The following is a 21,151-nucleotide window of genomic DNA, read 5'->3' on the forward strand; positions in this document are numbered from 1 at the left end:
CAAGGATGTGTTCACTGCTAGCTTTTGGCGCATGAGGACGGTGGTTTGGTTCAAACGAGATTTGCGGGTGACAGATCACCCCGCGCTTGCACGGGCAGCGGCGCAGGGGGGTGTGATCCCTCTTTATGTGTTTGAGCCGGACTACTGGGCGCAGCCGGACGTGTCGGGCCGTCAATTCGCGTTTGTGCGTGAGAGCGTTGACGACCTGGCAATCGATCTGGCGCGGCTTGGTGCGCCTTTGGTGGTGCGGGTCGGGCGTGTCGTGGATGTGCTGGCTGATCTTCATGCGTGTGTCGGATTTGATGCGCTGGTCAGCCACGAGGAAACGGGCAGTGCTTGGACCTTTGCGCGGGATCGCGAGGTGGCTGCCTGGTGTCGCGACAACACTGTGGCATGGGAAGAGTTGGCGCAATCCGGCGTGGTCCGCCGCCTGAATGGTCGCGACGGGTGGGCCAAGCAGCGCAACGCTTTTCTGCGACAGCCGCAAGTGGATGTCCCCGCGGGGATGACGGGACCTGTGGTGCCGTCGGATGATGTGCCGCCCTTGGTGGCAGGTGATCATTGTCCGGAACGGCAGCTTGGTGGGCGTCAGATGGCGTTGTCCCTGTTGGGTTCATTCCTGACGGAGCGGGGGCAGCATTATCGCAAGGACATGTCGTCACCGGTGACCGGTGAGTGGTCCTGTTCCCGGCTGTCCCCTTACTTGGCGTTCGGTTGTTTGTCGGGGCGCGAGGCGTCTCAGGCCGCTGCAGCGCGACAGCGCGAGGTGAAGGGCACGCGGGAAGGGTGGGGCGGGTCGCTGAAGTCCTTTCAGGCAAGGCTCGCCTGGCGCGATCACTTCATGCAGAAGCTCGAGGACGAACCGGCGCTGGAACACCGCTGCCTGCATTCGGCCTACGAGGATATGCGCCCCAAGGTGCCGGATGCCGAACGGCTGGCCGCGTGGGAAAAGGGCGAGACCGGGATCCCCTTTGTCGATGCTTGCATGCGGTATCTGGCGGCGACGGGGTGGATGAACTTTCGGATGCGGTCGATGTTGATGGCTGTTGCGTCCTATCACCTGTGGCTCGATTGGCGGGTGACCGGGCTGCATCTGGCGCGCCAGTTCACCGATTTTGAGCCGGGCATTCATTGGCCGCAAAGCCAGATGCAATCGGGGACCACGGGCATGAATACCGTCCGCATATATAACCCGGTCAAGCAGGGGAAGGATCAGGACCCGACCGGCGTGTTCACACGAAAATGGTGTCCTGAACTGGCACCCGTGCCGGATGCGTTCTTGCAGGAGCCATGGACGTGGGAGGGGGCGGGGACGCTGCTAGGCAATGCCTATCCAGCGCCTATTGTGGATGTGTCGGAGGCGGCCCGCGAAGCGCGGGACAAGGTCTGGGCCGTGCGTCGTGGTGGGGCGTTTCGGGAAGAGGCGCAGCGCGTTGTGCACAAGCACGCCAGTCGGAAGGACCCGCAGGGACATTTTGTTGATGACCGCGCCCCAAGGCGGCGCAAGGCATCGGTGTCACCAGCCAAGGACAGTCGACAGATGGGGTTTGATTTCTGATGGGTCGGATGCGCAAGAAGGCTGATCTGCCCGAAAAAACATGCCCAGTTTGCGACCGTCCCTTCACGTGGCGAAAGAAGTGGGAAAAGGTCTGGGACAAGGTGAAATACTGCTCGGATCGGTGCCGTCGCGAGGCGCGGACAAAGCCGTTGCGGCGGCCTTGAGGCGATTTGTCCCCGCGGGGACACGCGTTTCGGTCAGCTCATTGAATTTTCATGGTTTTGTGAAAGTGCCGATGGATCAACGGGTTGACCCATCGCGCGGTGTGTTTTGTGGATTTTAACCACCGGGAACGCACACTGCACCCCGAAACGGGGCGGCACTTTGTTTGGTCGCAACGGCGGCTTCAAATCCATCAGCGATGATGGCCTTCTAAGACGTCGCCCGGCGTTGATGCGAGCGACGTACGGTTCGAGCAAAGACTGCATTACAGGGTCGGGCCGATCACTGCGGTCTTGGTCCTACGCCGTAATACATGTCCGACAAACGCAGCTGCTTTCCGCAACGCGGTCTAGGCAAAAATCGCTTTGAACCTGTCGACACAGAGTCGAAACCCGTCTTCGAAGTTACCATTGCCGGGATGGTACACGCTTTCAAAGGAAATCACGCCGTCATAGCCATCGTCCTGCAGGGCGCTGGCCATCGGCTCAAACTGGTCCGTAAGCTGGCCGTCACCCATGCGGCGCACTTCAAGCGTGGCGCGCGGCGTGTCGACCACGACATCCTTGATGTGAACATGGCCCAGATAGCCTCCGCGCATTTCTTCATAGCCATCGGGGTAGGCGCGTTCATGGCACCAACAATTGTTGCCCGGGTCCCAAAGCACTTTCAGCGTTTCCTTGGCATCCAGATCGTCAATGAGTTTCCGCGCCGTGTAACAGGAATTCACAAGCGTGCCGTTGCCCGTCTCAACCGCCAGAACCACGCCTTCGGATTTTGCCAGTTCAACGGCTGGCGCGATCAGCGGCGGCATCGTGTCCCAGACACCGTGGGCGACATTCCATTTTTCGGCGCCATGACTGCCCCAAAGGATCTGTTCCTTGCGTTGGGTCATGATGCGAACCAACGGCGCGCCGACGACATGTGCCATGTCGATGACCCGTTTGAGTGCATCCATGTGTTGGGTGTGCAGCGCATCGCCCGGTCGGTTGGCCGCCGTCAGTCCCGCAAATATGTGACGGGAGAGACAGGACACGGGCTTGCCCCGGTCACGCAGAAGGCTGTCTATCTTGGCGATTTCCGCTTTTGAGTGATCGCCCACCTCGGTGTCGCCAACGAATTGCAGCTCGGCATATTCGAGGTCAAATTCATCCATCACGTCGATGGCGTGGCCAAGATCACGGCTGATGCCGTCGCAAATGACGCCCAGTTTCATGTCGAACCCTCCGGATTGCGGTGCAGCTGGGCGCCGACGATGTCTTCGATGACGCGGGTGCACACCCAGTTGTCACCGTCCGGGTATTTCGATTTACCCGCCTGGAAAATCTGCATCGCGGCCGAAGCGGTGTGCATGGGCACGCCAAGATTGGATGCCAGTTCGAGCGATATGGTGAGGTCCTTGTGCATGGTCGAGATATGGCTGCCCGTGCCTTCGAATTGCCTGTCGATGATGTGCTCCAATGCCGTGTTTGCCACGCCGCAGCCTGCGCCGGAGGTCGAGAAGACGCGCAACAGGGCACCGCCGGGTACGCCCGCTTTTGCGGCAAGGGCGCTGGCCTCGAACGTGGCGGAAAAGATCGAGCCGATCAGTGTTTGCAGGCAGGCCTTCATGGTTTGCCCATCGCCTGCCTTGGTGCCGACGTGATGGATGGTCGCCGAGACCGCATTCATGACCGAGGCATTGGCGTCAAGCACCGCAGCATCGGCTGCGGCCATCATGGTGAGCGTTCCGTTCTGCGCGCCTGCGAAGCCGCCGGACACGGGGCTGTCAATCAGATGTACGCCTGAGCCTTCCATCGCGCGACCGATCGACTGTGCCTCTGCCGGTTTTATCGTGGCCGTGAGGATGATTGTGCCGTCCGGGGACATGTTAGCGACAAGTCCGTCGGAGCCCAGAATGACCGATTTTGCCTGATCGCCATTCATCACCATCACGAAGACACAGTCCGACTGTGCCCCGATCTCGGCCGGGCTGTGTGCCGGGGTTCCTCCCATCTCTTCAAACTGGGCCATGCGATCTTTGCTCAGATCGAGGCCCCAGGTTTGAAACCCATTTCCAATGAGGTTCTTGGCTAGGCCGCTGCCCATGTCGCCAAGTCCCACTACGCCTACGGTTTTCATAAAAACCTCCCGCTGTTTTAGGCAGCCGCATTCGGGTGCTGGCTGACATTTCGAAAAGATGCCAAGGGGCATCCAATTTCGCGGGGATTTCACACGCCGGAGCACGGCGTTGGGCGAGTCCGGAAGACACCCCGCTGCCCAGTTAGGTGAGACAAGGGAAGCCGGATTCCTGGATTTCTGCAAGAAAAATTGGGTGCAGATGCGTGCTGTGTCTTTCGGCGCCGATCGAAAGCGGGGTCGTGACCCGAGGATGAACCGCGTTTCCGGAGCTAACGGACGCGCCTATGAGGTTTTTTCACGCGTGGTGCGTCTGTGTTTGAGGTCTTATGAAGCTGCACTTTTCGACTGGAAAATGGCATTGGTAAATTTTTTTGACCAATGATGTTTACGATAGGAAACTTTTTCTCTAAGCCTTGCGATGAGTCGTAATCCAAGGCCAGGAGGGCATCCTATGACAGCTTATGTGGACCGCAGTGATTTGAAAGTGGCGGACAGCCTTGCGCATTTCATTGAAACCCATGCCCTGCCGGGCACTGGCGTTGCGTCGGCCGATTTCTGGGCCGGGTTTTCGGCACTGGTGCACGATCTGGGTCCAAAGAACCGGGACCTGTTGGCCGAACGGGAAAGCATGCAGGCCAAAATCGATGATTGGCATGTAGCGCATCGCAGTGCGGACCATGATCCGGCGGCCTATCGCGCGTTTCTGGAAGAGATCGGGTATCTTGTTCCGGAGGGGCCTGATTTCGAGATTGAGACCCAGAATGTCGACCCCGAGATTGCATCGACACCGGGCGCGCAGCTGGTGGTGCCGATCATGAATGCCCGTTTTGCCTTGAATGCCGCAAATGCGCGGTGGGGGAACCTGTATGACGCGCTCTATGGCACGGATGCGCTGGGCGACCTGCCGACGGGCAAGGGCTACGATCCCGCCCGTGGTGCCCGTGTGATTGCGTGGGCCAAGGCGTTTCTGGACGAGGCTGTGCCGTTGAGCGAAGGCTCATGGGCTGAGGTCAAGTCTTTGGGCGTGTCTGGCGGGGCGTTGGATCTTGGGGCCTTTTCCTTGTCCGACCCGGCACAGTTTCTGGGCCGTGGCGGAGACGAGGAGGCGCAGACCTATTTGTTCCACAACAACCATCTGGCGATCGAGATCGTGGTGGACCGCAATGATGTGATCGGCGCCTCTGATCCTGCGGGCATTTCTGCGGTCAACCTTGAGTCCGCGCTGTCCACCATCATGGATTGCGAGGACAGCGTGGCCGCCGTTGATGCCGAGGACAAGGTTCTGGCCTATGGCAACTGGCTGGGCCTGATGAAAGGCGATCTGGAAGAAAGCTTCGAGAAGGGTGGCAAGGTCATCACCCGCCGGATGGCGAGCGACCGGACCTATACTGCGTCTGATGGGTCTGACCTGAGCATGAAGGGTCGCAGCCTGATGCTGGTGCGCAATGTGGGGCACCTGATGACCAATCCGGCCATTCACGACCGCGACGGCAATGAGGTGGGTGAGGGGCTGATGGACGCCATGATCACCTCCCTGATCGCCATGCACGACCTGAAGAAGACAGAAGGGCTGCGCAATTCGGTGTGCGGGTCGGTCTACGTGGTGAAGCCCAAGATGCACGGGCCGGTCGAAGTGGCGTTTGCCGACGAGATTTTCACCCGCGTCGAGAAGGTGCTGGGCCTGCCTGCGAACACCGTCAAGCTGGGCATCATGGACGAGGAGCGTCGCACGTCGGCCAATCTCAAGGAGTGTATCCGGGCGGCGAAGGCGCGCGTGGCCTTTATCAATACTGGTTTCCTCGATCGTACCGGTGATGAGATCCATACCTCGATGGAAGCGGGGCCGATGATCCCGAAGGGCGAGATGAAGGGCGCGGCGTGGATTGCGTCCTATGAGGATCGCAATGTCGATATCGGTCTCGCCTGTGGTTTGAAGGGCAAGGCGCAGATCGGCAAAGGCATGTGGGCCATGCCGGACCGTATGGCGGAGATGCTGGAGCAGAAGATCGGGCATCCCCAGTCGGGCGCGACCTGTGCCTGGGTGCCATCACCAACGGCCGCGACACTGCATGCCACGCATTATCACAAGGTGGACGTGATGGCCCGCCAGGACACGTTGAAAGCGGGTGGTGCGCGCGGCACGCTGGAGGATTTGCTGACCATCCCTGTCGCCGTGGGTCGCAATTTCTCCTCCGAAGAAATTGCCCGCGAGATGGAGAACAATGCGCAGGGCATCCTTGGATATGTTGTGCGCTGGGTGGATCACGGCGTTGGCTGTTCCAAGGTGCCGGACATCAATGATGTGGGGCTGATGGAGGACCGCGCGACATGTCGGATCAGCGCGCAGGCCATGGCGAACTGGCTGCATCACGGCGTGGTGAGTGAGGATCAGGTGATGGCGTCCCTCAAGAAGATGGCCGAGGTTGTAGACCGTCAGAATGTGGATGACCCCGCGTATCTGCCAATGGCCCCGGGTTTTGACGGCGTGGCCTTTCAGGCGGCGTGCGATCTGGTTCTGAAGGGCCGGGTGCAGCCATCCGGTTACACCGAGCCGGTGCTGCATGCGCGCCGTTTGGAGTTCAAGGCGGCCTGAACCGCGTTTTGAACTGGTGGGACCGAGGGGCGCTGCCCCTCGGGCTCCCCGTCGTATTTTCAGTCAGAAGAAACTGGGGCGATGGCCCCGATCAGGAGACAAGACATGTCGATTTCGTTGCGCAAGGCGCGGACTATTATTCGCAAAGCGTTGGAAAAGGGGCGGGAGATGGAGTTGAAGCCTCTTTCCGTCGTGGTTCTGGATGCAGGTGGGCACGTGCAGGCCTTTGAGCGTGAGGATGGCGCGGCGCCCGGTCGGTTCGCGATTGCGCAAGGCAAGGCCTATGGCGCTGTCATGCTGGGCATGGCGGGTACTGCGCAGATGGCGCGGGCTGAACAGCAGGCTTACTTTATGGCGGCGGTGAACGGTGTTTATGGCGGGCAGGTTGTGCCTGTACCGGGCGGTGTGCTGGTGCGTGACAGGAAAGGGGCCGTTATCGGCGCTGTTGGTGTAACTGGCGACACATCGGACAACGATGCCGTTGCTGCCGTTGCGGGCATCGAAGCTGCGGCCTTGGTGGCTGAAATTTAGGCATCGGCCGCATCTGCGGCTTTTTGCACAGGTCGTTGCGCGCCCGTCTCTCTGTTCAGGAGGCGGGCGTCTGCGTATATCAGGTCAAACGCAACCAGTGCAGAGGACCCCATGGCCCGGCCCATCATCGGCATCATTTCGAACCACCACGTGATCAATGACGAATACGAGGTGCAGGCGGCTGGCCTGATCAACGTGTCGGCTGTCGCAGATGTGGCCGAAGGCTTGCCCATGCTGATCCCGGCGGAGCCTGCGAAGGTGCGGATTTCCGATCTGCTGGAGCATTGTGCGGGTTTTGTGTTCACCGGCGGGCGCGCCAATGTGCACCCTGAAGAGTATGGCGAAGAGCCAACCGAGGCCCATGGGGCGTTTGACCGGAACCGGGACGGCGTGACCTTGCCCCTGATCCGTGCCTGTGTAGAGCGCGGCCAGCCCTTTCTTGGCATTTGCCGGGGTTTTCAGGAAGTGAATGTGGCCATGGGTGGCTCACTCTATCCAGAGATCCGTGATCTGCCGGGCCGCGACAACCATCGCATGCCCCCTGATGGGACTCTGGAAGAAAAGTTTGCCTTGCGCCACGATGTGACCTTTTCCGAGGGCGGCGTGTTTCATCGTCTGATGGGGCGCCAGTCCGTGCCCACGAACACACTGCACGGGCAGGGCATCAAGACTGCTGGCCCGCGTATTGTGGTGGATGGGCATGCACCTGATGGTACGGCTGAAGCCATCTATATCGACGGTGCGCCCGGTTTTACCCTTTCGGTACAGTGGCACCCGGAGTGGAATGCCAAGTGCGATCCCGTTTCGCGCCCGTTGTTCGAGGCCTTTGGCGAGGCGTGCCGCGATTGGGCGGACGGCGGGCGCGCGCGCCCGGTTTTGCGCTCGGCTTAAACGCCCGTTAACCAAGAGGTGGGCAGGGTGGCGGTATGCCACGTTATGTCCGCTCTGATTGCCCCGGTTCCACTTATTTCTTTACTGCCCGCGCCGCGCGCCGCGGCACTGATCTGTTCTTGCGCGAGATAGATCCGCTGCGTGCCGCCATGCGCAAGACGCGGGAGAGGTATCCGTTTTCCATAGAAGAGATCGTTGTCTTGGGGGATGTCATACATACCCTGTGGCAGTTGCCCGAAGGAGATGCCGATTTTTCCACCCGCTGGCGGATGCTGAAAAGCCTGTTTTCCCGGTCCGTAGATGCGCCGCAGGATGTTGCTGCGCTGCGTTTGCGTGCGGGCGAGAAAGGGCTGTGGCAGCGCCGCTTCTGGGAACATGTCATACGGGATGGGGATGATTTGGCGGCCCATCGGTATATGATTTTTTCGGCCCCTGTACAGGCTGGTTTGGTGAACCGCCCGGAAGACTGGCCGCATTCGTCAATTCACCGGGCCATTGCGCAGGGACGATATATTGCTGGCGGCCCTGTTGGTCGGGCATACCGCCCTTTGCCAGCGGCGGGGCGCACGGCACGTGCGCCTTACGATGCGGGAACCGCGGCCATGTAAGGCGGGGCTTTGCCCCGCTGACGGACATCCGAACTGCGCGATGAATTGATGTGTAAGGCGGAGGTGTCCTCCGCCATTGGCGGATCAGGATCCGCCTTACGCTGTCTGCCCGCCAGAGATCTGGATGCATTGGCCGTTGATGCTTTGCGATCCCGGACCGACGAGCCAAAGCGCGGCAGCAGCCACTTCGTCGGCGTCGATCAGCCGTTTGTGACGGTTGGAATCGATCATCACCTGCCGCGCGTCTTCTGTGCTCATTCCGGTGCGTTCGGCTATGGCGACCTGGTTGCGGTCGACAATCGGCGTGTCGACATATCCGGGGCAGAGCGCGTTGAAGGTGTAGGGTTGGCCCATGTAGTCCTCACTGAGGCTGCGGATCAGGCCAATCAGCCCGTGCTTGGAGGCCGAATAGGCCGCACCGCCTGGCAAACCACGCAGCCCTGCGATGGACGAGACGGCAATCACGCGGCCCCAGTCGGTCTCGCGCATGCCAGGCAGACATGCACGGATGGTCAGGAACGCGCCGTCGAGGTTCGTGGACATCATGTTCCGCCAGAAATCCAGCTTGGTTTTGTGCAACGCCCGCCCTTCGGCGATGCCCGCATTGGGGACGCAGATCTGGATAGGACCGCGTGCTGCCACGGCCGCGTTCACCACCGTATCGACCGATGCTTCGTCCCGCACATCCATGGCGGCACCCCACAGTCCGTCGCCCGCGACCGCATCCAGGACCTCTTGCCGTCGGCCCGTGATGGTCACCTGCGCGCCGCGCTGGGCAAGGGCGTGCGCAATGGCAAGGCCAATGCCGGTGCCACCGCCGGTGACAAGAGCGTGCTTTCCGGTCAGGGACGTATCGGATGTCATGATGGTGTTCCTTTTTGTGCCAAGGAGTGGACCGAGATTGGGCCGTTTGCGCTGAAGGATCAATCACAATCCACCGGTTGAATGCGCCATTGGTCGCGGTTTCTTTGCAAGGCGTTGACAGTGGCGCGCATTTTCTCTTCAGGTACATCCACTTCTCTTGTGTGCCCAATGATCAGCCTATTGCATATCCCTCCGGTCTGGCTTGTGTTCTGCGTGTTTCTGGCGTGGTGCCAAGGACGCTATCTGCCGCTTGGGATGAGTGTGGATCACCCGGTGACGCACATGATGGCAGGTCTGATGATTGGTGCGGGTTTGCTTTTGATGGCAGCGGCGTTGCGCGCGTTCTGGCGGCACAAGACAACGGTGATCCCGCACCAGGAGCCGCAGCGCTTGATCACCGATGGCGTTTTTGCCCGCACCCGAAATCCGATCTATCTGGGCGACACACTCCTTCTTGCGGGTTTGATCCTTCGCTTTGACGCGGTTCCATCCCTGGTGTTGGTTCCGGCCTTTGTCTGGTGGATTGAGCACCAGTTCATCATCCCGGAAGAGGACCGGATGCGCCGCATTTTCAGAGCGGAGTTTGCGCGCTACGAACAAAAAGTGCGCAGGTGGGTCTGAAATTTTTCGAATCTTACTTTTATGACGCAGGGGCGCTTCTTGTATCTCGGGGATGGGTTGGGTAGTGGACAGCTTACGGCGCTGCGCCACATCGCCTTTGGGTTAAGCGCGAAATTGACTGCCACGAACGGATGGGGGTTCTTCGAATGAAGATCGGAACACCAAAAGAGATATTTGAGGGAGAGCGCCGCGTCGCCATGACGCCGGAGAGTGCCGCAGCCCTGCAAAAGCTGGGTCACGACTGCGTTGTCGAGACGGGGGCGGGGGCCGAGGCCGGGTTTTCCGATGCCGATTACAAGGCGGCCGGTGTCGAGGTGGTCAAGACCGCAGCCGCCCTTTGGAAAGCCGCAGATGTGGTTGCCAAGGTACGCGCGCCTGACGCGACCGAGATGAAGCGCCTGCGCGAAGATCAAACCCTGATTTCGTTCTTCAGCCCCGTGGCCGACGAGGCCAAGATGGCCTCTGCCGCCAAGAAGGGTGCCACTGTTGTGGCGATGGAGATGATCCCCCGCATCAGCCGCGCCCAGAAGATGGACGCGCTGTCATCCATGGCGAACATTGCGGGCTACCGTGCCGTCATCGAGGCGGGCAACAACTTTGGCCGCTTCTTTACCGGACAGATCACTGCCGCCGGTAAGGTCCCACCGGCCAAGGTTCTGGTGGTCGGTGCCGGTGTGGCCGGTCTGGCCGCCATTGGGACGTCGACCAGCCTTGGCGCCATCACATACGCCTTTGACGTGCGGCCCGAAGTGGCTGAGCAGGTTGAATCGATGGGGGCCGAGTTCGTTTATCTCGATTTCGAGGAAGAGCAGCAGGACGGATCGTCGTCCGGCGGCTACGCCTCTGTTTCTTCGCCTGAATTCCGCGAAGCGCAGCTGGCTAAGTTTCGGGAATTGGCACCGGAGATGGACATTGTCATCACCACGGCCCTGATTCCGAACCGCGAAGCGCCGGAGCTGTGGACCGAGGACATGGTGAAAGCCATGAAACCCGGTTCGGTCATTGTGGACCTCGCGGCGGAAAAGGGCGGGAACTGCAAGCTGACCGTCGCGGATGAGAAGATCGTGACCGACAATGGCGTGACCATCATCGGCTACACCGACTTCCCCAGCCGCATGGCGACGCAGTCATCGAGCCTTTATGCCACGAACATCCGTCATCTGATGACGGACCTGACGCCGGAAAAAGACGGTGTCATCAACCATGACATGGAAGATGACGTGATCCGTGGCGCGACGATCGCCCACGCAAACGAAGTCACGTTCCCACCGCCACCGCCCAAGGTGGCCGCGATTGCCGCAGCCCCGAAAAAGGAAGCGGCAAAGGAACTGACGCCTGAAGAAAAACGCGCTGCAGAAGTTCTGGCGTTCAAGGCCCAGACGAAGAACCAGGTCACCTTGCTGGCCATTGGTGGCGGGTTGGTGCTGCTCGCAGGGCTTTATACCCCGGCCAGCTTCATGCAGCACTTTATCGTCTTCGTACTGAGCGTCTTTATCGGCTTCCAGGTGATCTGGGGCGTGGCGCACAGTCTGCACACACCGCTTATGGCGGTGACAAACGCCATTTCGTCCATCGTGATCCTTGGCGCACTCATACAGATCGGATCAAGTTCAGGGGTCATCACGTTCCTGGCGATATTCGGGATATTCATGGCAGCCATCAACATCTTCGGTGGCTTCCTCGTGACACGGCGCATGCTCGCCATGTTCCAGAAATCGTAAGTAGGGGCGGGAACTATGGAACTCGGATTTACTACCGCCGCGTACGCTGTTGCGGCTGTTCTTTTCATTCTGTCCCTGGGCGGTCTGTCCGGTCAGGAAAGCGCCAAGCGGGCCGTCTGGTATGGCATCGTGGGCATGTTCATCGCTGTAGTGGCGACGTTGATCGGTCCGGGATCGGGTCTGTGGCTGTTGTCGCTGGTTCTGATCGCCGGTGGTGCTGTCGTCGGCTATCAACTCGCCACCAAGGTCGAGATGACGCAGATGCCCGAGCTTGTGGCTGGTATGCACGCCCTTGTGGGGCTGGCCGCCGTCTTCATTGGCTTCAACGCGCATATCATGATCGGCTACGTGGATAACCATCTGGCCGAGAACGGGGCACAACTGGGCGGCGCGTTGGCAAATGGCACGTGGATTCAGTCGGTCGAAAAGGCTGTGCTTGAGCCGCTTTCGGCCTTTGGTCAGCTCATCGCCAAGAAGACAACCGTTGAGATTACGATCCTGAAAATCGAGCTGGTGCTGGGTGTCTGGATCGGTGCGGTCACATTTACCGGGTCCTACGTGGCCTGGGGCAAGCTGTCGGGCAGGGTCGACTCTGCGGCGACCAAGCTGCCGGGCGGGCACATGCTGAACGCCGCTGCTGCCGGTGCGTCGCTGATCCTTGCCATCATCTACTTCGCCACGGGTGGATTGCTGCCGCTGGTTCTGCTGACGCTGCTGGCGCTGTTCATTGGTTGGCACCTGATCATGGGCATTGGCGGGGCGGATATGCCGGTCGTGGTGTCGATGCTGAACAGCTATTCCGGCTGGGCGGCAGCGGCCATCGGTTTCAGCCTTGGCAATGACCTCTTGATCGTTGTGGGTGCGCTTGTGGGCTCGTCCGGTGCCATCCTGTCCTACATCATGTGTAAGGCGATGAACCGGTCCTTTGTCTCTGTCATTCTGGGCGGCTTTGGTGGCCCGGCAGGGGAGCAGATGGCCGTTGAAGGTGAGCAGATCGCTATTGAAGCAGATGGCGTCGCCACGGCCCTGAACGAGGCCGATAGCGTCATTATCATCCCGGGCTACGGCATGGCCGTGGCGCAAGCCCAGCAAGGTGTGGCCGAGTTGACGCGCAAGCTGCGCGCTGCGGGCAAGGAGGTTCGCTTTGCGATCCACCCCGTTGCGGGTCGTTTGCCGGGTCACATGAACGTGCTGCTGGCCGAGGCGAAGGTGCCTTACGACATCGTGCTGGAGATGGACGAGATCAATGACGACTTCCCGGACACGGATGTGGCCATCGTTATCGGCTCGAACGACATCGTGAACCCGGCCGCACAGGACGATCCCAACAGCCCCATCGCAGGTATGCCAGTGCTTGAATGCTGGAAGGCCAAGCAGGTGTTCGTGTCCAAGCGTGGGCAGGGCACCGGGTATTCCGGCATCGAGAACCCGCTGTTCTTCAAGGAGAATACGCGCATGTTCTACGGTGATGCCAAGCAGTCCATCGACAAGCTGTTGCCGATGATCGATTGACGGACCTCCATTCGCATTGAGTCAGGAAGGCGGGTCGATTGGCCCGCCTTTTTTGATTCCGGGTGCACCGAAGGGGGTTGAATGACTTCGGTATACCATTGCACCCCGATAAGCCATTGATAAGATATGATAATCTTGGTTGACTTTGGCTGATTTGATATTATTTGGGCAATACTAATCATCGGAGCGAGCATGGCCCCTATCGAAGATCATCCCCTGCGCTATCAACTGGCGAATGAGCTACATGCCCGCCCGTTTCCGTCCATGCGCGCGCCGTGTGCTGCGGCTTATGTCGCGTTCAAGCAGCCGGAGATGGCGGTCAACCGCGACCGCGCCAAGGATGTTGCGCATTTGCAGGCTTTGCTGGATCGCCACGGGGCACCGCATCCGCAGCCGGGGGCCACGCACTACTATGGGCAGATCGGGCGGCATTGGCTGAAATGGGAACAGCATACCGAGTTTGTGACCTACACCATCTTTTCGGATGGGGTCGAAGATCGCCCCTTTGACGCCCGTGCGTTCGAACCGTTTCCGCAAGAATGGCTGGAAGCCGCGCCAGGTCAGCGTTTTACATCGGTCCTCATTCGGGTTGAACCACGACCGGAAGAGGCAGAGATTAAAAACCGTTTGCTGGACTGGTTTGTGCCGGAAAGCTTGGCCGTCAGCTCTGTCTTGGATGATGCCGCTGTCATTGCTGGGGATTTTCGGATCGATCAGAATGGCAATATGCGCTTCGCCGCCTTCATTTCTGAACAGACGGGCCAGCGGCGCGTCGGGCGGATCGTACAACGCCTGTGCGAGATCGAGACATACAAATCCATGTCGATGCTGGGCTTTGCCCGCGCCCGCACGACCGGTGCGCAGTTGACCGCACTCGACACCCGGTTGATCGAATTGGTCGAGAGCATGTCGGGCGAACATGCGGAAGCCGAAGAGACCCTGCGGGCGCTGTTGTCCATTTCCGCAGAGCTGGAAAGCCTGTCGGCGCAATCTTCGTTTCGTATCGGGGCTACCCGGGCCTATGAGGCTATTGTGAACGAGCGGATCGAAGCCTTGCGCGAGGATCGCTACCAGGGACGCCAAACCTTTGCCGAGTTCATGATGCGCAGGTATCAGCCCGCGATGCGAACGGTGCAGTCCACCGAGCGGCGGTTGGCCGCCATGTCGGACCGCAGTGTGCGCGCCGCAGACCTATTACGGACACAGGTGGACGTGGAGCGGTCTGCCCAGAACCAGGCACTTCTTGAAAGCATGGACCGGCGGTCGGACCTGCAGATGCGCTTGCAGCGTACCGTCGAAGGGTTTTCGGCCGTGGCCATCAGTTACTACTCGGTGTCGTTGCTGTCGTACCTGTTCTACTCGCTGGAAGCGACGACAGGTGTGTCAAAGAATCTGATGACCGCTTTGATCACGGTGCCTGTGGTGTTCCTTGTCTGGACGGCGATCAAGCGCTTGAAGAGCAAGGTGGAGCGCTAGGGACGGGGTCGGACGCTGTTTGCCTTTGGCAAATGCGCCCCGCCCGCCGTCCCTTTGCCTATGTGCTACATTGGCTGAAACCGAGGAGGGGGCGCTGCCCCCGCGGCTTTGCCGCCCCCCCTGTGGTATTTGTAGTCAGAAGAAATCAGCGGCCGCGAATGCGTGGATCGAGAGCGTCGCGCAGGCCGTCGCCGAGATAGTTTACACCCAGGACCGTTAGCGAGATCAGGATACCCGGCAGCACAACGCGTTCGGGGTACTGCTCCATCCGTTGCACGGCGTCGGCCAGCAGTTTGCCCCATGTCGGGAAGTCGGACGGGAAGCCGACGCCAAGGAAGCTGAGCGCGCTTTCGGTGATGATCGCCGTTGCGAGGCCCAGAGTGGCAGAGACCATAATCGGGGAGACCACGTTGGGCAGCAGATGCCGCCGGATGATCTTGCCCGAGGTGGTGCCTATGGAGCGGGCGGCGAGGATGAACTCGCGCTCCTTGAGCGCCAGAATGTCGCCGCGCACGATGCGCGCTGTTTGCATCCAACTGGTCAGGCCCACGACGCCTACGATCAGGATGAACATGCCGCCTTCGGGGCCGAAATTGGCCCTGAGCGGTTCGCGGAACAGGGTTACGGCCACCAGCAGCAGCGGCAGGATGGGCAGGGACAGGACGAGGTCTGTGAAGCGCATCAGCCAGAAGTCAGCCTTCTTGAAATACCCGGCGATCACGCCAATTGAGGTGCCGATCAGCAGCGCAAGGACCATCGCGGCCCAGCCGACGGCCATGGAGGCGCGCCCGCCGGCGATCAAGTTGGCCAGGATATCACGGCCCAGATTGTCGGTCCCGAGAGGCCGGAACCACCCGACCTTGGCGTCGCCATTCCAGAGGGCCACGTAGATGGGCCGCATATCCTTGTTCCGGATATCCAGCTTTTGCGGATCGACCTGCCAGATGTATGGCCCGAGGATCACCGCCAGGGTGATGAACACGAGGAAGCCACCGCCAAAGAGCGCGCCCTTGTGCCGTTTGAACTGGTCCCACACATCCTTCCACTGGCTGCGGGGCGCTTTTGGCGGCTCCTTGTCCTGGAGCGCGGCATAGGGGTCTGCTGCTTGATCAGTCATAGCGGATCCTCGGGTCGAGCACGCCGTAGAGCACGTCGGCAATCAGGTTGAAGAGCACGATCAGGATCGCGAAGATAAAGGTCAGGGTCATCACCATCGGGATGTCGTTGGCAAAAAGTGCTGTCAGCAGCAGTTGCCCGATCCCGTTCACCTTGAACACGTTCTCGGTGATGATGGCGCCACCGAAGATCGAAGGAACGCCAAGTGCGATCACGGTGATGACAGGGATCATCGAGTTCCGCAAAACGTGCTGCATGACGACAACACCTTCGCGCAGGCCCTTGGCCCGCGCCGTGCGCACGTAGTCCTGCCCGAGATTGTCGAGCATGGAAGACCGCATGTAGCGACTGATCTGGGCCGTGGTCTGGAGCGCCAGCACCATCACGGGCATGACCATTTGCATGAACTGTACTTTGAAACTGGCCCAGTCGGTGACCACGTGCGTCGTGTCATAGATCGAGGGCAGCCAGCCCAGTTGTACCGAAAAGACCACGATCAGCAGGGGGCCGGTAAAGAAGGGTGGGATCGAAAAGCCGATCATCGTGATGAACGTGCCGGACTGATCGAAAACGGAGTATTGCTTGTAGGCGGAGTAGATGCCGATGGGCAGGGCAATCAGGATACCGACGATATAGGACAGGCCAACCACCCAGAGCGTTTGCGGGATACGCTGCACCACGATGTCCATGACCGGGCTGCGGGTCTGCCAAGAGATCACGCGTTGCTTGCCTTCGGCGAAAGAGGTGCCGAACCAGTGGTCAAAAAGCACCTGCGGTTCGATCCAGAAAAACTGAACGATCCATTTCCAGTATTGGATATGGATGGGCTGACCGAGGCCAAGCGCTTCGCGCATCTTTTCTTTGACTTCGGGGGGAACGGTCAGCGGGACCTGCGCCATCGGGTCGCCCGGGGCGAGCTGCAACAGCAGGAAAATAACAAGGCTGATGAACAAAAGCGTCGGGATCGACAGGATCAACCGGCGGATTGTGAAGGTCAGCATATGAGGCCAATCCTTTTGCGGAGGTCTTTTTGTTATTGGTCAGAGAGCGGGGCGGGCGATATCGCCCACCCCGAAAATCTGATCACTTGACGCGGTACCAGTCCGCAGTGTTCCAGATCTCGCTGTCCCAGACGTTCAGCTTTACGCCGCCCAGTGTATTCGAGTGGGCGGACACGCGGCCACGGTGCACAAGTGGCACAATGGTGAAGGTGTCTTTGGTAATCATGTTGTTCATCTTGATCGCGATTTCGGCGCGTTTTTCGATGTCACCCGTGCGGGCCAGTTCATCGATCAGTGCGTCATATTCGGGATCGCAGAAACGGTTGATGTTCTCACCCTGCCATTGGCTTGCAGGACGTGGTTCGTTGCCACACCGGTAGGCCGCCAGGTATTGCTGGGGGTCGGTGCCGTTGAACGTGTTGGCGTACATTTCAACATCGGCATAGAACTTCTGGAACGTGTCGGGCGAACCCGGGTCACCGCCGAAGAACACGGAGGCGTCAAGGTTGCGCAGTTCCGTTTCCACGCCAATCTCTTCCCACCATGCCTTGATCAGCGCCTGGAAGTCCTGACGCACGGCGTTTGTCGACGTTTGGTACAGGATCGACAATTCGACGCCGTCCTTGTCGCGGATGCCGTTGCCATTGCTGTCTACCCAGCCTGCTTCGTCCAGAAGCGCCTTGGCGCCATCAATGTCCTGTGTTGCACAATGCATGTCGCCGGAGGCAAACATGTCCGGTGCGGGAACGAGGTCACAGGTCACCTTGCCTGCTTTGCCATAACCCACCTCAACCAGAAGCGGACGGTCGATGGCCATGGACAGGGCCTGACGTACAGCCATATCGCTCAGGAACGGGTGCGGTTCAGCCACGGTCGACCGCGTCTCTGCCGGCAGCGATGGGGACGGGTTCGTCAGGTTCATTTCGAGCCGCTCAACAAGCGGGCCAAATCCGGCGATGGCCTTGCCCTTGCCGCCTTCTTCCATCTTGGCAATGACGTCAGGGGCAAGTTGCAGGTTCCAGGCGTAGTCGAACTCGCCCGTTTCCAGTACGGCCCGGCCAGCAGCGGTTGCGTCACCGCCACCTTTGAACGTCACGCGTGCGAAAGCGGGTTTCGCTGGGTCGCGGTAGTTTTCGTTCGCGACCATGGTGATCACGTCGTTGGGACGGAAGTCTTCAACCTTGAAACCACCTGTGCCGATGGGATTGAAGTTTGCCTCGGTGCATTCGGGGGCCTTGGCGCCCAGGCATTCGGCGAATTGCGCTGCCTGGATGATCGGTGATTGGCCACCCACGAATGGGCCATACGGGTTGGGTTTTGGTTGGTTGAACGTGACCTTCACGGTCAGATCGTCCAGTGCTTCGACATTCTCCACGCCATCGAAGAATGCCAGCTGCGCGCAGCCGCCTTCGGGGTGCATGCAGTACTCGGCGGTGAATTTCACGTCAGCCGAGGTGAACGGGGTGCCGTCAGACCAGGTGATGCCTTCCTTGATCTTCCAGGTGATGGTGGTGAGGTCTTCGCTCACGCCGCCGTTGCCGACAGTCGGGATTTCCGCAGCCAGCCAGGGTGTCAGGGCGCCGGTTTCGTCGTAACGGGCGAGGGGTTCGATGATCATGGAGGCGGATTCGATATCCTTGGTGCCGCCCGAAAGATACGGGTTCAGGATCGATGGCGCCTGCCAGTAGATGATCTTGAGTTCGCCATCCGAGCCACGCTCGGCAAAGGCTGCCGGGGCAAGTGCCACCGATGCCACAGCACCCATGAGAAGGGTTTTGAGGGTCATATCATACTCCTTGTTGGACGGCAGGTTTGGCCTGCTCGTCAAATGCACGCCAAACCCAGTATGGCGCAAATCCAGCTTGAGGGGAGGATACGTGTACGCGATAACCTACGGTTTCCCCGTAGTTTTTACTCTTGGCCCCCAAGCGACAGGCAATATCGAAACAGCTTTTGGGGAAATTGCAAGCGTTGCGTGCGGTCAACGATGAATTTCGTAGGTCTATGTTTGACAGTGCCCGTACCTTCGCCCACTCTTTGGAAAACCTGAGCCGAAAAGGCTCGATTGCGGGGATACGAATGCTCGACCACACAGATACGTCGCCGATTGCCAACATTCAGAATCTGCGCGTGCAGTTTCAAACCAAGGACGGCCCTGTCCTCGGTGTCGAGGATGTATCGTTCGAGGTCCACGCCGGTGAAACAGTTTGTGTCGTTGGCGAATCCGGGTCCGGCAAGTCGGTGTCGTCGCTGTCACTGATGCGGCTTGTGGAGTTCGGTGGGGGCGAGATTGCAGGCGGTCGGCTACTGTTTGATCGCAAGGCAGCGGATGCCGTCGATCTGGCCAACACGGATCAAAACCTGATGCGCACCATTCGCGGCAACGAGATTGGTATGATCTTTCAGGAGCCGATGACGGCGCTGAACCCCGTGTTCACCGTGGGGCGTCAGCTGACCGAAGGTTTGCGCCTGCACAAAGGCTTGAACAAGGCGCAGGCTGAAGAACGTGCCCTGTCGCTCTTGCAGCAGGTGCGCATTCCGGAACCTGCCCGCCGGATGAAGCAATACCCGCACGAAATGTCGGGCGGGATGCGGCAGCGTGTCGTGATTGCTATGGCGCTGGCGTGTGAGCCGCGTTTGCTGATCGCGGACGAGCCGACGACTGCATTGGATGTTACGATCCAGGCGGAAATTCTGGCCCTCATGGACCGGTTGAAGCGCGAAACCGGCACGGCGGTGATGTTTATCACCCACGACATGGCCGTCGTCGCGCAGATGGCGGATCGTGTCGTTGTCATGTTCCGCGGCAACAAGGTCGAGGAAGGCCCGGTCGCCGAGATTTTTGAGAACCCGCAGCACCCTTACACCAAGGCATTGCTGGCCGCCGTGCCCAAGTTGGGCGAGATGCGAGGCAAGACCTATCCCGAGCCGATGAAGCTTTTGGGCCGGTCGCAGGGTGAAATCGCCCCGATCCCCGGCACCGATGAAAAGCTGCTGGAAGTGCGTAACCTGACCACGCGTTTTCCGGTCAAGGGTGGGTTTTTCCGGCGCACAGTGGCGAACGTGCACGCTGTCGAGGATGTGTCCTTTACCATCAACAAGGGCCAAACCCTGAGCTTGGTTGGGGAATCGGGCTGTGGCAAATCGTCAGCGGGTCGGTCGATCCTGCGTTTGGTCGAGCCGCAATCGGGGCATATCGTACTGGATGGCACCGATATCATGGCGCTGAATGATCGCGATTTGCGCGAAGCGCGGCGTGACATGCAGATGATCTTTCAGGATCCGTTTGCGTCCCTGAATCCGCAAATGCAATTGGCCGACCAGGTGGCCGAACCGATGCACAATTTCGGCATGTTCAAGGGCGACGAAGGCACCAAGCGTGTTGAAATGCTCTTTGACCGGGTGGAACTGCCACGCAGCTTCATGCGCCGGTATCCGCACGAACTCTCTGGAGGTCAGCGGCAACGTGTCGCCATCGCCCGTGCGCTGGCGTTGAACCCCAAGCTGATCATCGCGGATGAGGCCGTTTCAGCGTTAGACGTGTCCGTTCAGGCGCAGGTTTTGAACCTGATGATGGAGTTGCAGGCAGAGTTGGGACTTTCCTTTCTATTCATCAGCCATGACATGGCGGTGGTTGAACGGGTCAGCCACCATGTGGGCGTCATGTATCTGGGCCGCATCGTCGAAATGGGACCGCGCGCCCGTGTCTTTGAAAACCCGCAGCACGCCTATACTCAAGCCTTGATGAAGGCCGTGCCGATTGCTGATCCGCGCCAGCGCAAGGCCGAGAAAGACCTGAATTTCAAGCCGATCCCATCACCCATTCATCCGGTCGATTATGATCCTGCGCCATCCGAGTATAGCGAGGTTGAGCCGGGCCATTTCGTCCTGACGACAGACAGCGGTTACTGATCGCGGAGGAACTGCGCCGCATCGGCATCCAAATCGGAACGTGACCGTAATGGCACGGCATCGTGGGCAATGCGCAGTCCCGCGTCTGTTTGGACGATGTGCTTTGCCGAGACGATGTCACTGCTTTCCTGTAGGGGCACAACGTTGAGATGTGCATGTGCAACCCCGAACCCATGCACCACGTATCCAACCCGTTTGGGCGCGAAGACCTGCATCATCCGCCGTCCCAACCGTTGGCCTGTCACCATGATGTGCGCCGCCAGATCGTCGGACAGGTCGGTGAAATGATCGATGTGCTGCAGCGGGATCACCATGAACTCGCCCGGATGTAGTGGGCGAAGGTTCATGAAGGCCATGCATTGATCATCGCGGTGCACGACGCTTGCGGGCGCATGACCTGCTATGATGGCGCAAAATATGCAGGTGGTGCTGTTGTGATCGGCCAATTCCTTGGCTCAAGTCCGGAG

The 21,151-nt window shown here is 59.8% G+C and carries 18 protein-coding genes; 11 read left to right on the top strand and 7 right to left on the bottom strand.

Translation table 11 applies throughout. The annotated features are described in order from the left end of the window. Nucleotides 1-31: 31 nt before the first annotated feature. Together Q1A51_RS08065 and Q1A51_RS08070 are read left to right on the top strand one after the other, a co-directional pair. Nucleotides 32-1,558 carry an FAD-binding domain-containing protein gene (locus Q1A51_RS08065; RefSeq protein ID WP_299597606.1) on the top strand — a complete coding sequence of 509 codons (1,527 nt, stop codon included), beginning with the start codon at nt 32-34 and terminating at the stop codon, nt 1,556-1,558. Beyond that, a complete protein-coding gene (locus tag Q1A51_RS08070; RefSeq protein ID WP_299597604.1) occupies nt 1,558-1,722 on the top strand; it encodes a DUF2256 domain-containing protein in 165 nt (54 codons plus the stop codon). The genes Q1A51_RS08065 and Q1A51_RS08070 overlap by 1 nt, the downstream gene beginning before the upstream one ends. 347 nt (nt 1,723-2,069) lie before the next feature. Here the strand turns inward: Q1A51_RS08070 and Q1A51_RS08075 are convergent, their stop codons facing one another. Both Q1A51_RS08075 and Q1A51_RS08080 read right to left on the bottom strand, forming a co-directional pair. Continuing rightward, nucleotides 2,070-2,933, bottom strand: coding sequence for a sugar phosphate isomerase/epimerase family protein (locus tag Q1A51_RS08075; RefSeq protein ID WP_299597601.1), 864 nt, complete (start codon nt 2,931-2,933; stop codon nt 2,070-2,072). Further along, nucleotides 2,930-3,910: an NAD(P)-dependent oxidoreductase gene (locus tag Q1A51_RS08080; protein ID WP_299597598.1), complete on the bottom strand. Its 981-nt coding sequence runs from the start codon at nt 3,908-3,910 to the stop codon at nt 2,930-2,932. Before Q1A51_RS08080 ends, Q1A51_RS08075 begins: the two co-directional genes overlap by 4 nt. 379 nt (nt 3,911-4,289) lie before the next feature. Between Q1A51_RS08080 and Q1A51_RS08085 the strand changes: the two genes are divergently transcribed. The 4 genes from Q1A51_RS08085 to Q1A51_RS08100 all read left to right on the top strand — a co-directional run bounded on the left by Q1A51_RS08085 (nt 4,290) and on the right by Q1A51_RS08100 (nt 8,461). Continuing rightward, complete coding sequence (locus Q1A51_RS08085; protein ID WP_299597594.1) at nt 4,290-6,431, top strand: malate synthase G; 2,142 nt, start codon at nt 4,290-4,292, stop codon at nt 6,429-6,431. A 105-nt stretch (nt 6,432-6,536) separates the two neighbouring features. Next, nucleotides 6,537-6,962 carry a heme-binding protein gene (locus tag Q1A51_RS08090; RefSeq protein ID WP_299597589.1) on the top strand — a complete coding sequence of 142 codons (426 nt, stop codon included), beginning with the start codon at nt 6,537-6,539 and terminating at the stop codon, nt 6,960-6,962. A gap of 111 nt (nt 6,963-7,073) precedes the next feature. After that, the gene (locus tag Q1A51_RS08095; RefSeq protein WP_299200709.1) at nt 7,074-7,853 is read left to right on the top strand and encodes a gamma-glutamyl-gamma-aminobutyrate hydrolase family protein; all 780 of its coding nucleotides are present in this window, start codon (nt 7,074-7,076) and stop codon (nt 7,851-7,853) included. A gap of 35 nt (nt 7,854-7,888) precedes the next feature. After that, nucleotides 7,889-8,461, top strand: a complete 573-nt coding sequence (locus Q1A51_RS08100) for a transposase (protein WP_299597586.1) — start codon at nt 7,889-7,891, stop codon at nt 8,459-8,461. Between the two features lie 96 nt (nt 8,462-8,557). On the opposite strand, the gene Q1A51_RS08105 is transcribed toward Q1A51_RS08100, so the two are convergent. Next, on the bottom strand, nt 8,558-9,325 hold the full coding sequence (locus tag Q1A51_RS08105; RefSeq protein WP_299597583.1) for an SDR family oxidoreductase: 768 nt from the start codon (nt 9,323-9,325) through the stop codon (nt 8,558-8,560). Between the two features lie 171 nt (nt 9,326-9,496). On the opposite strand from Q1A51_RS08105, the gene Q1A51_RS08110 reads away from it, so the two are divergent. The 4 genes from Q1A51_RS08110 to Q1A51_RS08125 all read left to right on the top strand — a co-directional run bounded on the left by Q1A51_RS08110 (nt 9,497) and on the right by Q1A51_RS08125 (nt 14,655). Then, complete coding sequence (locus Q1A51_RS08110) at nt 9,497-9,946, top strand: methyltransferase (protein WP_299201122.1); 450 nt, start codon at nt 9,497-9,499, stop codon at nt 9,944-9,946. Nucleotides 9,947-10,092: 146 nt separating this feature from the next. Further along, nucleotides 10,093-11,667 (top strand): Re/Si-specific NAD(P)(+) transhydrogenase subunit alpha, encoded by a 1,575-nt coding sequence (locus Q1A51_RS08115; protein ID WP_299597581.1) that lies wholly within the window; start codon nt 10,093-10,095, stop codon nt 11,665-11,667. A gap of 15 nt (nt 11,668-11,682) precedes the next feature. Continuing rightward, nucleotides 11,683-13,179, top strand: coding sequence for an NAD(P)(+) transhydrogenase (Re/Si-specific) subunit beta (locus Q1A51_RS08120; protein ID WP_299597578.1), 1,497 nt, complete (start codon nt 11,683-11,685; stop codon nt 13,177-13,179). Between the two features lie 192 nt (nt 13,180-13,371). Then, nucleotides 13,372-14,655 (top strand): DUF3422 family protein, encoded by a 1,284-nt coding sequence (locus Q1A51_RS08125; protein WP_299200701.1) that lies wholly within the window; start codon nt 13,372-13,374, stop codon nt 14,653-14,655. Between the two features lie 145 nt (nt 14,656-14,800). On the opposite strand, the gene Q1A51_RS08130 is transcribed toward Q1A51_RS08125, so the two are convergent. The 3 genes from Q1A51_RS08130 to Q1A51_RS08140 all read right to left on the bottom strand — a co-directional run bounded on the left by Q1A51_RS08130 (nt 14,801) and on the right by Q1A51_RS08140 (nt 18,558). Continuing rightward, the gene (locus Q1A51_RS08130; protein WP_299597573.1) at nt 14,801-15,772 is read right to left on the bottom strand and encodes an ABC transporter permease; all 972 of its coding nucleotides are present in this window, start codon (nt 15,770-15,772) and stop codon (nt 14,801-14,803) included. Next, nucleotides 15,765-16,772, bottom strand: coding sequence for an ABC transporter permease (locus Q1A51_RS08135; protein WP_299200697.1), 1,008 nt, complete (start codon nt 16,770-16,772; stop codon nt 15,765-15,767). Before Q1A51_RS08135 ends, Q1A51_RS08130 begins: the two co-directional genes overlap by 8 nt. Before the next feature lie 82 nt (nt 16,773-16,854). Then, entirely contained in the window at nt 16,855-18,558 is a 1,704-nt protein-coding gene (locus Q1A51_RS08140) for a peptide ABC transporter substrate-binding protein (RefSeq protein WP_299597569.1), read from the bottom strand. Nucleotides 18,559-18,851: 293 nt separating this feature from the next. Here Q1A51_RS08140 and Q1A51_RS08145 point away from each other — a divergent pair, with 293 nt between their 5' ends. Next, the gene (locus tag Q1A51_RS08145) at nt 18,852-20,684 is read left to right on the top strand and encodes an ABC transporter ATP-binding protein (protein WP_299597566.1); all 1,833 of its coding nucleotides are present in this window, start codon (nt 18,852-18,854) and stop codon (nt 20,682-20,684) included. On the opposite strand, the gene Q1A51_RS08150 is transcribed toward Q1A51_RS08145, so the two are convergent. Beyond that, complete coding sequence (locus Q1A51_RS08150; RefSeq protein ID WP_299597563.1) at nt 20,678-21,130, bottom strand: HIT family protein; 453 nt, start codon at nt 21,128-21,130, stop codon at nt 20,678-20,680. The genes Q1A51_RS08145 and Q1A51_RS08150 overlap by 7 nt on opposite strands. Between the last annotated feature and the right edge of the window lie 21 nt (nt 21,131-21,151).

The organism is uncultured Tateyamaria sp., from assembly GCF_947496075.1.
Classification (GTDB): domain Bacteria; phylum Pseudomonadota; class Alphaproteobacteria; order Rhodobacterales; family Rhodobacteraceae; genus Tateyamaria.